At 62.3% G+C, this 13,346-nt stretch carries 13 protein-coding genes and 1 pseudogene; 8 read left to right on the plus strand and 6 right to left on the minus strand.

Annotated elements, in window-relative coordinates:
• Nucleotides 1–141: 141 nt before the first annotated feature.
• A complete protein-coding gene (locus NDK18_RS04825) occupies nucleotides 142–513 on the plus strand; it encodes a hypothetical protein (RefSeq protein WP_250627227.1) in 372 nt (123 codons plus the stop codon).
• Entirely contained in the window at nucleotides 510–908 is a 399-nt protein-coding gene (locus NDK18_RS04830; protein ID WP_250627228.1) for a hypothetical protein, read from the plus strand. The genes NDK18_RS04825 and NDK18_RS04830 overlap by 4 nt, the downstream gene beginning before the upstream one ends.
• Before the next feature lie 410 nt (nucleotides 909–1,318).
• Here NDK18_RS04830 and NDK18_RS04835 read toward each other — a convergent pair whose 3' ends face one another.
• Entirely contained in the window at nucleotides 1,319–2,011 is a 693-nt protein-coding gene (locus tag NDK18_RS04835) for a hypothetical protein (protein WP_250627229.1), read from the minus strand.
• Nucleotides 2,012–2,330: 319 nt separating this feature from the next.
• On the opposite strand from NDK18_RS04835, the gene NDK18_RS04840 reads away from it, so the two are divergent.
• The 3 genes and pseudogenes from NDK18_RS04840 to NDK18_RS04845 all read left to right on the plus strand — a co-directional run bounded on the left by NDK18_RS04840 (nucleotide 2,331) and on the right by NDK18_RS04845 (nucleotide 3,946).
• Complete coding sequence (locus NDK18_RS04840; protein WP_250627230.1) at nucleotides 2,331–2,489, plus strand: hypothetical protein; 159 nt, start codon at nucleotides 2,331–2,333, stop codon at nucleotides 2,487–2,489.
• 392 nt (nucleotides 2,490–2,881) lie between these two features.
• Nucleotides 2,882–3,028 (plus strand): annotated as a pseudogene (locus NDK18_RS19465) (helix-turn-helix transcriptional regulator); the annotation flags it as partial.
• Between the two features lie 15 nt (nucleotides 3,029–3,043).
• Nucleotides 3,044–3,946, plus strand: a complete 903-nt coding sequence (locus NDK18_RS04845; RefSeq protein WP_250627231.1) for a DUF2971 domain-containing protein — start codon at nucleotides 3,044–3,046, stop codon at nucleotides 3,944–3,946.
• Between the two features lie 106 nt (nucleotides 3,947–4,052).
• Here NDK18_RS04845 and NDK18_RS19395 read toward each other — a convergent pair whose 3' ends face one another.
• On the minus strand, nucleotides 4,053–4,493 hold the full coding sequence (locus NDK18_RS19395; RefSeq protein WP_345777068.1) for a tyrosine-type recombinase/integrase: 441 nt from the start codon (nucleotides 4,491–4,493) through the stop codon (nucleotides 4,053–4,055).
• A gap of 404 nt (nucleotides 4,494–4,897) precedes the next feature.
• Between NDK18_RS19395 and NDK18_RS04850 the strand changes: the two genes are divergently transcribed.
• Nucleotides 4,898–6,688 (plus strand): peptide-N4-asparagine amidase, encoded by a 1,791-nt coding sequence (locus NDK18_RS04850; protein WP_250627232.1) that lies wholly within the window; start codon nucleotides 4,898–4,900, stop codon nucleotides 6,686–6,688.
• Between the two features lie 121 nt (nucleotides 6,689–6,809).
• Nucleotides 6,810–7,271 (plus strand): PAS domain-containing protein, encoded by a 462-nt coding sequence (locus tag NDK18_RS04855; protein WP_250625446.1) that lies wholly within the window; start codon nucleotides 6,810–6,812, stop codon nucleotides 7,269–7,271.
• Here the strand turns inward: NDK18_RS04855 and NDK18_RS04860 are convergent.
• Nucleotides 7,268–7,672, minus strand: coding sequence for a hypothetical protein (locus NDK18_RS04860; protein WP_250627233.1), 405 nt, complete (start codon nucleotides 7,670–7,672; stop codon nucleotides 7,268–7,270). The two genes, NDK18_RS04855 and NDK18_RS04860, sit on opposite strands and share 4 nt — an antisense overlap.
• A gap of 57 nt (nucleotides 7,673–7,729) precedes the next feature.
• Between NDK18_RS04860 and NDK18_RS04865 the strand changes: the two genes are divergently transcribed.
• Nucleotides 7,730–8,341 carry a TetR/AcrR family transcriptional regulator gene (locus NDK18_RS04865; RefSeq protein ID WP_250627234.1) on the plus strand — a complete coding sequence of 204 codons (612 nt, stop codon included), beginning with the start codon at nucleotides 7,730–7,732 and terminating at the stop codon, nucleotides 8,339–8,341.
• 25 nt (nucleotides 8,342–8,366) lie between these two features.
• Here the strand turns inward: NDK18_RS04865 and NDK18_RS04870 are convergent, their stop codons facing one another.
• The 3 genes from NDK18_RS04870 to NDK18_RS04880 form a co-directional block, all read right to left on the minus strand.
• Nucleotides 8,367–11,702 carry an autotransporter domain-containing protein gene (locus NDK18_RS04870; protein ID WP_250627235.1) on the minus strand — a complete coding sequence of 1,112 codons (3,336 nt, stop codon included), beginning with the start codon at nucleotides 11,700–11,702 and terminating at the stop codon, nucleotides 8,367–8,369.
• 66 nt (nucleotides 11,703–11,768) lie between these two features.
• Nucleotides 11,769–12,605: an alpha/beta hydrolase gene (locus tag NDK18_RS04875; RefSeq protein WP_250627236.1), complete on the minus strand. Its 837-nt coding sequence runs from the start codon at nucleotides 12,603–12,605 to the stop codon at nucleotides 11,769–11,771.
• Nucleotides 12,606–12,624: 19 nt separating this feature from the next.
• Nucleotides 12,625–13,227 carry a hypothetical protein gene (locus NDK18_RS04880; RefSeq protein WP_250627237.1) on the minus strand — a complete coding sequence of 201 codons (603 nt, stop codon included), beginning with the start codon at nucleotides 13,225–13,227 and terminating at the stop codon, nucleotides 12,625–12,627.
• Nucleotides 13,228–13,346: the final 119 nt, after the last annotated feature.

The following is a 13,346-nucleotide window of genomic DNA, read 5'->3' on the forward strand; positions in this document are numbered from 1 at the left end:
GCGGAGGCTTTGATGAGTGGTTACTTCCTGCGATGACAGGATCGCAGCAGATTATTTATAAGAATCAATGGGGCCACGCGCCTTACGGCAGGTAAACTACTTGCGGCCAGCTGGCACCGCCAGTCGGTATAGGGGAACTAGATGAAGAATGCCTTCAAAGGCCTTACGGACAAGCTCGGTATTGTTCGGACGAGAAGCATCGTCGCGCCATTGCTGTGGCTCACGGTCGCGTTGGGGATCATATGTTTCGTTTGCCACTTACAGCCAGATGAGCATTTGCGATCCCTGAGTCGCTGGTTGTTTGGTGGATCGGCAGTGTTGACCGGAACCGCCTATGTCTTCTGGAGCTTTAAGGACCCCGACCGACTGCAAACAGAGCCATATCGGATCGAGGCATTGAATCTGAATCTCCAGTTCAATGCCCGCCAGAGCCCCAGCCACGATTACACTGCGCGCGTCGTCTCTGAACAGCCTGTCCCAAATCCTGTGATCGAACACGGAGACAACGCATGAAATCCTTCCTTCTAACGGTCGACTACGATCGGGACAGCTATATCGCGCTGCTGGACAGCACTTTCATGGTTCGAAACTGGATGAAGGTCGTGGACACTGGAGTGCTGATTGCATCGTGGCGCACGCCCGTTGAGTTGACGAACTTTATCCATGAGACGTTCCCCACCCGGATCTTCATCATCGTCGACGTTTCCGGTGGAGTAAATTCCTATGGGTGGCTTCCGCCACCGGCGTGGGAGTTCATTAAGAGCCCCGTGGACGCTCATAAGCATATGCCCGATCCGGCTATGCCGCCCCTCATTCCGCCCCTCGTTCCGCCCTTTTCTGGACTCCCTCCGCGGGCGACCCCGGGATCGTTGTCCGACTTGTTAGGAAAGGACTGGAAGCCCGAGTGATTCAGCTTCTAGTTCGCGATGTATTCGAGCATGGCGCCCGCCTCATCTGGGTCCAGAGGCTCGTCAAAAGGCAACTTTAGCCAGGCGGCCATCCGTGGCGGAACTGCAACATCCTCATCGAGGGCCGGTATACCGAGCACACCATCCGCGCCGGGGGCATCGAGCACTAGGTGGTGCGCCAGCCAGGCGCCGCGGTCTTCCGCAGGGCTCGGGCCGCGCACCGCATCTCCCTGCTGCCGAGCGAGACGTGCCGCACTGTTCATTACCGGGCCGCGGCTCCGGGAGTGGGGCTTTCACTGCCGCCGCGGCTGGGTCAACTGGAAGACGTTCACAGCCACAACTGATCGTGGTGCTATCGGGGCTGGTTGTGATGGTGAGACCGCGTGATCGCCAAAATGGCCTCCATTTCTCTACACCACTCCAAGCCAAATGTTCCAGAACTGGTCCTGAGAGCCGCGAGGATGGAATGTACGAAGAATCTTAATGGCAGATTCCAAATTGGCTGCGTAGTAGTTCGCAAGTTTGGTGCGCTGGACCATGACCTCTCGCATTTCACTCCAAGAGACAGATTTCACCAAGCGGAACGCCGTCTCACTCGTTTTCGTTACATCCATCATTGCACCCACAGCCTCCACCAACTCTGCGGCATGCGATCCGAAGACCTGGAATTGGCCCATAAATCGCTCGCACATTGCGGTCTCAATATTTGCCGCACCCAAAACGCCTGCTACGGCAGCCGTACTCTTGTCCTTATCGGCGATATCAATTGCCGACCTAAGGGACGTGGATATGAGGAGGAGAGTTTTGCGCGCGGATGCAATTTCAGGAACGATCGCCGAAGCAACCATGGCAGCCATATCATGGTTCGCCATGTCCGCACGCCGCTCCTCCTGTCGTTGCTTAGCGTTCGCCGCCCAAAGGCCGCCTCCCACCGCTCCTGCTACTCCAACGGTCGCTCCGACGAGAGAGGCCGCGGTGCCCGGCAAGGTCCATCCCAGCGGAATGGTGATGACCGAACCTGCAAGCAGCCCCAAAGCGAAGCTGATCAAAGTATGCGGATGTTCGGCCAGCCAATTACTGCCTGATGCAAAGGCCAGTGCCATGCGTAATCCCCCCTTCCGTGACGACTACCGATCGATGTTATTGAACAACTCATCTCTCGCCGCTCGCAAGGCGGACGCCTCATCAATGCATGCCAGCGATCGCTACACCTCTTTGCGGTCAAAACTCGTCAGCAATAGGCCGAACCAGATGACATCCCCTTAGTTTCCACACGCTCGACATATGGAACAAAGTCCGGCGCGCTGTACTCATTCATGCCTGCACTTCCAATCTCAGTATCCACCCTTCAAGGTGCGCCTAGAGGTGGGCGCGGCGCTAGGGGCGCCTGTTCTGCCGTTCACGGACCCGGTGCAGGGCTGCATGGCGTCCCCGCTCGTGTCGGGTCTTCCATCGATGAACGAACCCGGCCACAAGACCGACCGCCAGAAACAACAGCAGCCCAACGCCGAACGCGACGTTCGTCCACAACCCCAGTTCCGCGTTGTAGGGGCGAAGCAGGAGAGCCAAGCCCATGCGTGATATCCCCATTCACTTCTCTGCACCGATGGTGCTCGCGATCCAGAGGCGCTGCAACTAATGGGCTACAAGAACCCCCTGCTCGACCTGCCCGCCGGCGCCACCCTCACAGCACTGCCAGCTAGGCTGCGTGCACCGCTTGAAGCCCTGATGAGGGACTTGCGTCATCAGGCGAATGATGAGGCCGAGAAGGCCTGGGGCAAGCGCAAAGGGCTAATGGCGGCCTACTGGCGTGCCGTTTCTACATACCCCCGCCACACGGCACACCCACTTTCGAAAAGGAAAAAACCATGGATCCCCCGGTCATGAGACCGAGGACACCGCAAGCAATGAAAAGGTAAGGCGATGAGCGATCGCCAGCTGCTAAAGCTTGAAGAAGTAAAAGCCGGACGGCGCTCAGCCGAAGCGCCATCTACGCTCGCATGACTGCCGGCACATTCGCCAAGCCAGTGAAGTTTGGCACTTCATCGGCGTGGGTAGACATAGAGGTTCAAGGCTGGATCGACTCAAGAATTGCCGAACGAGATAATATGGCCGCCTAGCTATGGGAAACGTCAATGCCACAACAACCGGCGGCTTTTTATAAGTATGTAACGTCGGCATCCGCTCTAGCCATTCTGGGAAACGAATCACTAAAGTGGTCTCGACCCAGTTGTTTTAACGATCCGTTCGATATGAATTTCGATCTTCGTGCGGACTATGACCACGAAGAAGTCCTAGTGTTAGCGACCGACAGATGCTGGGCAAGAGTGAGTGGCCGGGCGGCCAATCCGCCGCAAAACGAAATGGGCCGTCTGCTCACGCGGTTCTCTGATCACTTTTTGAGCATGGGTGAACACAATTTCCGCGACCATATTGCGGTCGGTATTCGCGAATCACTTGTGGGGCTTCCCGGTCTAACCGAACGATTTTGCCGCGACATTAGGGAAGATATGGCGAGGACGAAGATCCTTTGTCTTAGCGAGATCAACGATAGCCTTTTGATGTGGTCGCACTATGCGGAAGATCACCGTGGCGCCGTCCTTGAATTCAAGGATCATCCGGATCTCGACAGCCCCTACAAAGAAGCTTTCCCCGTGGATTATTTGGAACAAGTCCCGATGATAGCTACGACCACTGCTATAGCGGCTATGTTTGCTGGCGATGAAAACGCTTTTGACAGGCGAATTACGCGAAACATCATTGCCGCGAAAGCTTCGGCTTGGAGCTATGAGCAAGAATGGCGAATCGCAACCGGAGCGGGCAGAAATCCGAATGATGACTTCGAGTTTGCGCCGTTTGACCCACGAGAGCTAACAGCGATTTACCTTGGATGCAGGGCTACACCGCAATTCGTCGACAAGGTGAAAGCCCTTGCCGACGCCAAGTATCCGCATGCAGCACTGAGTCGAGCGGTACTCGCCCGTGATCGGTGGAAAATGGCCTTTACGCAGCAGAGCCTTTACGAAACAGCGGAATGATGTCGGCGCCCTTTCGGAGGGTGTCGAGCAGGTCTGCCCAAGCCTGCATCATGCGCGGGCGGTCGGGAAGGTATTGCGAATAGTTATAGTCGACCGGGGTGCTAGCCTAAATGTGGGCCAGCTGGCGCTCGATCCAGTCGGGATTCCAACCGTCCTCGTTGAGGATCGTCGACGCCATCGACCGGAAGCCATGGACCGCCTGAACGTCGCTCGCGTAGCCCATATTACGCAGAGGCATGTTTATGGTGCCCTCGTTAAACGGCCGCGTCAGACCCCGCAGTGAAGGGAAAACATACTTCCCATTGCCTGTCAGGGGACGAAGTTCTTCGAGGATCGCCTGGACCTGGCGCGACAATTCTTTCCCTGGACGACTACCGTGAAGTTTTAGAGAACAACGAGTTCGCGAAAAGCGTCGGACCCGAGATGAATTTTGCTTCAAACGGATTAAGCGAATGAACGCACCAGGCATTGCGCCCTGGTCCGCGTGCCGCTTTCTACACGACAGTGAAACAACGCGGGCTTGCTTCAGCAAGCCGGGCACGTCCATTCGCCCTCATAGCTCGCCGGTCCCTATTTCGAGGTAGGAGTGGCGGGCGAGCCAGGATAGAAGACCGCACATGGACGGCTGGGCTTGCGCCCACCTGGTCGCCCGCCGGAAGGCGGGAAACCCGAACCCCGCAACACTTGCTGCGGGGCCGGACCATGCGACGGGGGCTTCTATTCCCCGGCTGCCGGTACCCCGGCAGCGCGTGCATGATCGCGGGCCCCGCAAGGCGAATCCATACGGATTTTCTCAAAATGAACTCGGCCGACACATCGGACGATGCTCAATCTCAACGCTGGCGACCGCGTATGGCCGTCCAATCGTGACCCACGTATGTCTTTGTAGGGTTCGGGCATGCTACGTTCGGCGGACAGGGGGTCATCGGCTGTTCGCGAGGGCTCAAAAACATGTCCGTTATCCGCGTTCCTTGGCGCAAGAACTTGCGCCTGGCTGCACTCATTTCCCTGGCGGCGTTGTTTGCCGGTGGCGCATCCGCTGCCACGCCGCCCGGCTTCACGCTCGGCTCGCCCAACGTGGCCGTGGCCGATCCGTCCGTGCCGCGCCCAAACACGGCGTCTTGCACGGTGCAGCTCTTCAGCGACTTCACCTTCACCGACTTCTCCAACCACCCCTACACCTATGCGCCGCCCGCCGGCTGCAAGGGACCCTGGTCGAAGGTCGTGCTGGAAGGCGATTTCTCCGTCACCGCCGGGCGCCAGTTCGACCGCACGGCGTCGCTGTGGCTGGCTGGCTCCAACATCTATTTCGGTACCACGGAGGAGCCCTCCGCCGCGGTGGCGCCGAGCTGGCACATCGAGCGCGACGTCACCGACTTCTCAAGCCTTCTAAGCAGCGCGCAGACGGGCCAGGCGGTGCTGGGAAACATCGTCGACGACACCTATACCGGCGTGATCCATGGCTCGGCGAAGCTGGTGTTCTATAAATCATCCCTGCTCGTCCCGGCGGCGCAATCGCCCGATGCGGTATATGCACTTTCCGATGGCGGCGCCGGCAGCCCGGTGAACCTCAACACCGGCGCGGACCTGCTGTCACGGAGCATCACCCTGCCCACCAACATCGAACGGGCCTATGTGGACGTATTCGCGCAAGGCCAGCAAGGCGATGAGTTCTGGTATTCGTGCGTTCCCAATGAAGTCGCCGACGAAGCGGAAAGCTGCGGCGGCGGCGCCTACCGCGAGACACAGGTAAGCATCGATGGCAAGGCGGCTGGTGTGGCACCGATCTACCCGTGGATCTTCACTGGCGGCATCGATCCGTACATGTGGCGGCCCACCACGGGCGTGCAGACGTTGAACTTCCTGCCCTACCGTGTAGACCTCACGCCCTTCGCCTCGCAATTGAACGACGGCAAGGCGCATACGCTTGCGATCGGCGTTACCGGCGCCAACAGTTATTTCTCGGTCACGGGAAACCTCTTCGTTTACCTGGACCACCATCGCAAAGTGGTAACGGGTGCGGTGACCGCCAATACGCTGGCAAGCCAGCCGCCGCAGGCCACGGTGGCGAACAACCTCACCGATACCGATGGCGTGATCGGCGGCAACGTGGTCACCAACGCGTCGCGCACATTCGAGCTCGCCGGTTATGTCGATACCTCGCACGGCCGCGTAAGCACCAGCGTGAAACAGACGGTGGCCTTCGCCAATACCCAGGCCTTCTCCATCAACACCACCACCTACAACCAGGCCATCGACCAGACGACAAGCGTCAACAGCACCACCACCACGCGCGAAGGCATCTTCGGCCTGCCGGTGACGGCCACGTTGACGGCCAGTTATCCCCTGAAGGCCGACTTCACCTACAACTTCGACGACGCCGGCAATTACGTGTCGGCGCCCAGTTCCGTAGCGCAGGGCTTCGAACGGCACTTCATCAAGAAGGCCGGGGGCCTCACCCTCTACCGTACCGACACCAGCAACACCATCCATACCGGTGACACCCTCACCTTCACCGACAACGCTGTCACCGGCCACACCGGCCAGGCCAGCACCCAGGCCTTCCGCTTTGGTGACAGCCTGGGCAGCTGCTACGCCCGCGACATCGGCACCAGCAGCGGCACGCTGGCAAGCGTCGTGGACGGCACCGGCTGCCCGCGCGGGAAGAACCTGCTGCTGTGGTTCACCCATCCTGATGGCTCGCCCGATACCTCGCGGACGGAAACGCCCTATATCTTCTAACCGCAGCAGATCATTGGAAGAAGGCTTCAGACAGGGCCCCGCCAATCGGCGGGGCTCTTCTGTTTGGACGATTGCGCGCGCGTGGCCGGCGGTGCCAAGCTAAGCCACGCGTCGGGCGTGGATGGAAGGGGGCCTAAAGGCTTTGCACTTCGTCGACCTCAATACCCTGCTCGACCAACCATGGGTGTTCGACGAGGACGCCCGCCAACGGCTGAACGCGTGGGATGAAGGCGTGATCATCGCCAACGCCACGGGCGAACTGGTCTATGCCAATCCACCCGCGATGGCGATGCACGGCACGATACGCCTGGGCGCCGTGCCGGACGACTACAGCCTGCTGCATGGCCTGTTCACCGTGGAAGGCCGCCCCTTCCCATCACCCGACCTGCCATTGGTCCGCGCGGTACGCCACGGTGAAACCGTGCTCGAATCGCGTTGGCGCATCCGGCGCCCCGATGGCTCGGTGCTTGCCGCCACAGGCTCCGCCTACCCGCTGCACGACGAAGACGGCAATCGCGTCGGCGGCATCCTGCTTTGTGTCCCGATGGACTCTGCCGGGCAAGAAAAACCCGCTACCAGCTAGACATGGCTCCAGGAAGCCATTGCCAGAACCGCCAGCAACAAAAGGCCGGCGGCCACACGCTGGCTGATCAGTACCCGCCGTTGCTGGGGTGATGAGTCCCCTTGGGCACCCTTCAGCGTTTTTACCGCAGGTAGCGCGCTGGCCTGGACGATAAGCGCCAGCACCGCACATGCCGCGCCGATTCCCAGCACATGAAATCCGGGCGTCGGCGGCAGCCCGCGCAGGGCTAGAAACCACGTAGCCATCCCCAAGCACAGCGTGGCAACGCCCGCGCCAAACTGCGGAAAGGCAAGCTTTTCGACCAGGAGGCCGCCCATGCGGGCGAGCACGAAGGACGATCCGGCCCAGAAGACACCGGTCACCACATGCAACACAATCAACGCGATCACGATCCACTGCATGGTTGTATTCCTCATTTGGATATACAGACTGTATAGTTAATTTTTGGAGTTCGCAACATGGCCACCCGGCCGTACAAGAACCAGTCACGCGAGGAAGCCGCCGCGCAGACGCGCGCGCGCATCGTCGAGGCCGCCCTGACCCTGCTCCGGGAAGGTGCAGGCCCGTCGTTCTCTCTTGAAGACGTAGCGAAGGCGGCGGGTGTGACACGCCTGACCGTCTACAACCAACTCGGCTCACGCCGCGCGTTGCTGGAAGCCGTGTTCGATGATGTCGCCCAGCGTGGCGGCCTGCACCGCATCCCGCAGGCGATGGCGTTGGAGGATCCCCATGCCACCCTCGACGCCCTGGTGAATATCTTTTGCGATTTCTGGAGTATCGACCACGTACCCCTGGCCCGGTTGCACGATGCCGCGGGGTCGGATCCTGAATTCACCGAAAGCCTTGCATCGCGCCACGAGCGGCGACGGATGACCATGTCGACCGTGGTTGATCGCATGGTGAAGCAAGGCGACATCCGTGCGCGTTCAGCCACCGACCTTGCCGACATGCTGTTCGTGCTGACCGGTCTGCCGGTCTATAGCCAGCTTGTGGCAAAGGGCAGAAGCAAGGCGTCAGCCCTGAAGATGATCAAAGGCGCGACGGACGACGCGGTGCGACGGGCCGGTTGACGCCAGTCCATCGCACCGCTGCCGATCAGAACGCCACGGACAACGACAGCCGTGCGCCCTGGTCGGTGGCATGGCTGGCGAACTGGCCCTGGTAGCTGGCGTCGACCGTGGTGTAGCGACCGATGGGGAAGCCAACGCCCAGCGTGGCGACCCCGGCGTTAGCCGCCACAGGCACGCCATCGACATTGAAGCTATCCACGCCGCCAGCGGCGAAGCGCTCGCGTGCCGTCGCGTCGCGGTCGCCTGAGGCGTGCTGCCAGCCCAGGCTTGCGTGCGCGAAGATGCCGCCCGGCGCCAGTTCGAAGCTACCGCGCAGCCCAAGCGTCCCCAGCACCTGGTGGCTCGTCTGGTCTTGGACGACCAACGCGGCATCACTGCCATGCTCGGTAAAGCCATCGGTATGCAGGCGTACGTCAGCCACGTTGAGGAACGGCTCAACCGACGACTCGCCGCCCAGTTCGAAGCGATACGAACCTTCCACGTAGGCTTGCGTGGTCGATGCGTCGTAACTGCCACTCGTGGCGCCGTTGAAATTCCCAACGACCGGGAAGCGGTGGCTGTCCACCTGTTGCCATGCGTGAGCGACGCCTGCCTGCAGGCGCAGGCCGCCAAACGCGGTACCGCCGTAGATGCCGGCATGCGTGGCGGTCACATGCGCCGAGGACTCCAGACCGTCCACACTCAGCGAGTTCTGCCCTGTCCCGACCACCGCACCGACGCGACCATTGGCACCGGCGGCGATATCCGCACCGAGCAGCAGGCCACTGCCGTTGGCCTGCAGGCGCGAAGCATTGTCGTTGCCGTCGTGGTCGCCGCCGTGGCCCCAGGCCGCCGTCCAGGCATCAACGGCAGGAGCTCCGCCGCCGGAAGCGGTGCTGGCCAGATGCTGGTTGATGGCATCGCGCACGTAACGGCTATCGTCCATCAGCGCCGTGCGCGTGCTGGCATGAAGTTCACCCGATACCTGGTCGAACGCCTTCGCGGCGGATGCCGCATCGAGCAAGGTGGCTGCGCTGTAAAGCGGACTGGCAAAGCCCAGGCTCTCCAGCGCACCGGCGGCATTACGCTCATTGGCGGTAACTGCCGTCGAGGCGAAGGCGATGTCGTTGCGCTCAAGCGACAGGCCCACGGTGTTGGCGGTGTACGAAAGCACGGGGTTGAGGAACACCAGGCTGGATGAAGCGCTGGCGAATTGCCCGCTGACGCCCTGCGCGGCAGTAAGGATGGTGTAGTTGGTGCGAGGCGCCCAGTTTCCACCCAGCCCCAACACCAGCGTGCTACCAGCGATGGCAGCCTTGCCGCTAACCATCAGTTGGTCGGACTGGCCCGCGGGTGTCGCGTCGATGGCAAGCGTGCCACCGGCCTGCTGCGTGTAGTTGCCAGCAATGGTGAGCGTGCCCAGGCCCACGCCAGGAGCCACGGTGCCTGCATTGACCACATTGCCGCCGATGCTGCCGCCACCGGTGAGCGTGGCGCCTGCAGCCACCTGCACGTTGCCCGCCAGGCTCGCCGAGGGCGCCGCGGCGCTACCCACCTGCAAACTACCCGCTTGCACGGTGGTGCCACCGGTCGCGGTATTGACGCCCGAGAGCACCAGGGTGCCGGTGCCGGCCTTCTGCCATGCCGCCGCACCGGAGATCACGCCTGCCTGCGTGGCGATGTCCGCGCCGTCCACCTCCAGCGTGGTGTCCCCCTGGAGCACGATCGCATTGCCAATAGACAGGCCACTGCCGTAAACCACCGTCGGACGTACGGCTAGCAGGCGACCCGTGCCCAGTGCGCTGGCGTTGCCCAGCACTAGCCGTGTGTCGGTCGCGGTGGTGTCGCCCGTATAGGTATTGGCGCCCGTGAGCGTCACCGTGCCAGCACCGGTGCCGACCGAGGCGAAGTTCGAGATGATCCCGCCATAGCTGAAGGCGTTGCCGGAACCAGGCGCCACCAGCAACGAGCTGTCGCCGGTGCCACCGGAGATATCTCCGTTGACCACCGCCGAACCCCCAAGGATCTGCAGCTGCGAATGGCCACTACCGAGGTCCACCGCCTTGCCGCCGCCATCGGCAGTGATCGTGCCGTAGTTCACCACCGTCGCGTCCTGCGCGCCGGTCGACACGACGGCTGCGCTGCCGCCGCCTTCGAGCGTGCCACCGGCAAGGTTGGTCAAGGTCACGTTGAAAGGCGTGGCGGCGCCGGTGAAGGCAATGGCCGAATCGCTCTGTCCGCGGATCAGTCCGCTGTTGGTCACCGACGTGTCGGCGAAAATACCCTGCACCGGGATCGGGTTGCCCGTTACCGGATCTTTATCCAGGCCCGCTAGCGTGATGCCGCGGCCGACGCCACCATTGACGTTGTCGCCCTCGATGGTGCCGCTGTTGACGATGCTGCCACCGCCGACGGTAACGCCTTCACTGGTGTCGTTGAAGGCCTGGCGCGAGATGATGGTGCCGGTGTTGATGAGGTTCACCACGCCGTCGATGTCCACGCCATCGCCATCGCCGGTGGTGCTGCCGCCGGTGATCGTCCCGTGGTTGACGACGGTTACCTTCTCCTTGTTGTTGAAACCGTCCAGGTTGATGCCCGAACCACTGTCGCCACGGATGGTGCCGCCGAGATTGTTGGTGACGTTCAGGGTGAACGTGCCATCCGTGCTGGTATCGGTATTGCCGCCAGTGATGCCGTGGCGCGCGCCTTCAATCGTCCCGGTTCCCACCACGGAAGCTGAGCCCGTGGTGGCGTTGACGATGGTGATGCCGCTGTTCGCCTGCAAGTCCACGCCATCGCTGCTGCTGGTGCTGCCGGGGTTGACCGTGGCGCGGATGATACCGTCGTTGTAGACGAAGCCGTTGACGCCGGGACGCACAGCGTCCGCCTCGTTGGCCGTGATCACACCGGTGGCGTAGTTGTAGAGCGTGTTCTGGCCGGTGGTAATGGCGTTGAAGTCGATCGCCTGCGAACCGCCCGCGGAGGCGTTGGCCGAACTCAGCAGGCCACTGTTGTAGAAAGTGATGTTGCTGTTGGCCTTGTTCATCTGGATCACATCGCCATCGGCCGCACTCATGCTGGCGCCGGCGTTGTTGGTGACGGTGAGGGTAAGGCTGCCGGTGTTGTCGCGAATGGCGCGACCGGTACCGGTCTGGGCAACCGTGCCGCTATTGGTAAACGTGGATGAACCGGTAATGGTCACGGCGTTGGTGCTGCCGCCCACCTGCAGCGTGCCGCCCGCCGCCACCGTGCCGGCCTGACCTGCGGCAAGCGTCTGCCCCGCCGTGAGGGTCTGACCATTGGTCACGGTGAAGTTCGCAGCCATCGCCTGGCCGCCCTCCAGCGCCATGAGGATGCCGAGGACGAGGGTGAGCTTTTTCATCGATGCCTGCCAGGTGGGATAAAAGTCCCAGTGTGGGGAGGCATCAATGACAGAATCTTTACCGATTCATGGCATGGCTCCGCCGAGCGACCGCAGGAAATTGTCGACGGCGTTGGTGTACGCACCTGGCTTGCCCAGTGTGATGTTGATGTTGCGGTGGGAAAGCGCTTCTGGCTGCATGCGAACAGTGCCACCCAGCGACGCAACCTTCGCGGCGAATGCGCGCGCCTGCGGGCATGATTCCAGCCGCAGGCTCGAACACACCAGCAACATGGGTGCAGGCCGCGCACCCAGCCGGGCCAATGGCGACACCTGCGACCAGTAGCCAGGATCGTTGCCGAAAGCCTGGTCGTAAAGCGGCAAATGCGGACCGCGCATGATCCGCCCGACATCCAGCGCCGCGCTGTCCAGCGCCACAGTTCCAAGCCACGGCACGGCGCCGGCCTGGCGCACGAGTTCCGGCGACGATGCCAGCAACGACACGATGTGCGCGCCCGCCGAGTGGCCCATCAACACCACGTGGCGCCCATCGCCATGCCAGCGGGCTGCGTGCTGCTGGATGAAGGCCAGTGCGTGCGCCACCTCGCGTGCCTGGGTCAGCGGGTCGGCCTCAGGCAGGAGCGGGTAGTCGATGACAATGAATACATAACCCATCGCGTTGTAGTGCGCGGCCTTGGGTTCGGCCAGGCCAGGATTGCCTTTGTCACCGATGCGCCAGCCGCCACCGTGCACCATCACGATGACCGGTGCCAGCGACCTCGCCGGCACCGTATAGACATCCATCGTCCGCCTCGTCCCCGTGCCCCAGGACTCGTCGCGCAGCACGCTGTCGGCCCGGCCCATGCCGGCGAGCAGGAACCCGCAAAGCAACAGCATGAAAGTGAGGAGGTTTCGGCGGGACATCGTGGTTCTCCGTAAGATGTCAGCGGCAGGCGATGGCTTGGCCCGAGGCGTTGGTGCAGCCACCGGTATGGGTGATGCCGTCTTTGCTTACCGTGGTCTGCCCGTTATAGGTGTTGCCGTTGGCCCCGGTCACCTCGCGCGTGCGTGTCACGCCCTGCCCGGTCGCGCCAGTGGTGGAGCCCTGGTAGGTGCCGCCGTTGGCACCGGTGGCGGTGGTCGTGCGGCTGACACCGGCGCTGCCATCGGCATTGCGGTACGACGACCCCTGGCTGCTGATCGAGCCGCCCGTGGCGCCATTGGCCTTGAAACCGGATTGGTGCTGCATGGAGCCGTCCGCCGAGTGCGTGGTGCTGCCCGCGCGTTCGGCCGTACTGCCATTGGGACCACGCACCGCGCCTGCGCTGGCGGTACGGCGATCGCCGGCACCATCGCCGGTAGTGGTGCGGCCGTGGATACCTGCGGCGCCGCGCGGGCCCCGGAAGCCACCTGCGTGCCCGGCAACGAAGCCGCCGGCAGGGCCACGGGCAATGCCGCCGGCCGCGAAACGGCCCGCGGCATCGGCGGGCAGCGACATCCCGGCCAGCACGGCCAGGGCAACACCACACATCATCATGCGTACCATGGTTCCGCTCCTCGCATCGACGGGGCCGATTGCCCCGGCCACCATGCTGCGCGCTTCCCTTGCCGCGATCCGCAGCCCCGTTGCAAGCGCTTGCAACGGGCTGTTGCCATCCGGGCACC

The organism is Pinirhizobacter soli (assembly GCF_015905305.1).
In the GTDB taxonomy this organism is placed as follows: Bacteria; Pseudomonadota; Gammaproteobacteria; order Xanthomonadales; family Rhodanobacteraceae; genus Pinirhizobacter; species Pinirhizobacter soli.

Coding starts and splice junctions, on each gene's coding strand:
- NDK18_RS19395 (WP_345777068.1), bottom strand. CDS start 4,493: ATGGACGTGCCCGGCTTGCTGAAGCAAGCCCGCGTTGTTTCACTGTCG.
- NDK18_RS04825 (WP_250627227.1), top strand. CDS start 142: ATGAAGAATGCCTTCAAAGGCCTTACGGACAAGCTCGGTATTGTTCGG.
- NDK18_RS04880 (WP_250627237.1), bottom strand. CDS start 13,227: ATGGTACGCATGATGATGTGTGGTGTTGCCCTGGCCGTGCTGGCCGGG.
- NDK18_RS04870 (WP_250627235.1), bottom strand. CDS start 11,702: ATGAAAAAGCTCACCCTCGTCCTCGGCATCCTCATGGCGCTGGAGGGC.
- NDK18_RS04830 (WP_250627228.1), top strand. CDS start 510: ATGAAATCCTTCCTTCTAACGGTCGACTACGATCGGGACAGCTATATC.
- NDK18_RS04845 (WP_250627231.1), top strand. CDS start 3,044: ATGCCACAACAACCGGCGGCTTTTTATAAGTATGTAACGTCGGCATCC.
- NDK18_RS04860 (WP_250627233.1), bottom strand. CDS start 7,672: ATGCAGTGGATCGTGATCGCGTTGATTGTGTTGCATGTGGTGACCGGT.
- NDK18_RS04855 (WP_250625446.1), top strand. CDS start 6,810: ATGGAAGGGGGCCTAAAGGCTTTGCACTTCGTCGACCTCAATACCCTG.
- NDK18_RS04865 (WP_250627234.1), top strand. CDS start 7,730: ATGGCCACCCGGCCGTACAAGAACCAGTCACGCGAGGAAGCCGCCGCG.
- NDK18_RS04850 (WP_250627232.1), top strand. CDS start 4,898: ATGTCCGTTATCCGCGTTCCTTGGCGCAAGAACTTGCGCCTGGCTGCA.
- NDK18_RS04875 (WP_250627236.1), bottom strand. CDS start 12,605: ATGTCCCGCCGAAACCTCCTCACTTTCATGCTGTTGCTTTGCGGGTTC.
- NDK18_RS04835 (WP_250627229.1), bottom strand. CDS start 2,011: ATGGCACTGGCCTTTGCATCAGGCAGTAATTGGCTGGCCGAACATCCG.
- NDK18_RS04840 (WP_250627230.1), top strand. CDS start 2,331: ATGGCGTCCCCGCTCGTGTCGGGTCTTCCATCGATGAACGAACCCGGC.